Source organism: Bradyrhizobium sp. PRIMUS42, from assembly GCF_023006515.1.
Taxonomy (GTDB): domain Bacteria; phylum Pseudomonadota; class Alphaproteobacteria; order Rhizobiales; family Xanthobacteraceae; genus Bradyrhizobium.
The window spans coordinates 1-473 of sequence record NZ_JALBGZ010001584.1 but is presented as its reverse complement, the minus strand read 5'-3'; the positions used below and the strand labels follow the sequence as shown (position 1 = coordinate 473).

Genomic DNA, 473 nt, shown 5'->3' with positions numbered 1-473 from the left:
CGGCCTGCCGCGTTCGGCCTGGGGCACGGCGTTTGCGCATGCCGGCCTCGGCGTGGCGCTGATCGGAATCGTCTGCGAGACCACCTGGAACAGCGAACATATCGCGACGATGAAGCAGAACGACGTCGCCCACATCGCCGGCTTCGACGTGAAGCTCGACGGGTTGCTTCAGCGTCAGGGCCCGAACTACCGCGAGATGATCGCCGAGTTCAACGTCAGCCGTGATGGCGAGACCCTCAGCGTCATGACGCCCTCCAAGCGCAGCTTCACCACCCGCGGCTCGTCGACCACCGAGGCCGCGCTGCTGACGCGCGGCGCGAGCCAGCTCTACATTTCGCTTGGCGATGCCACCGCCGAGGGCGCCATCGCCGTGCGCATTTATCACAAGCCGCTGGTGCTCCTGATCTGGTGGGGGCCGGTGCTGATGGCGTTCGGCGGGGTGCTGTCGCTGTCCGACCGGCGCCTGCGGGTCG

At 67.7% G+C, this 473-nt stretch carries 1 protein-coding gene; it reads left to right on the top strand.

The window, feature by feature from the left end:
- The coding region (locus tag MOV75_RS41780) for a cytochrome c-type biogenesis CcmF C-terminal domain-containing protein (RefSeq protein ID WP_309487028.1) at positions 1–473 on the top strand (473 nt) is incomplete at both ends.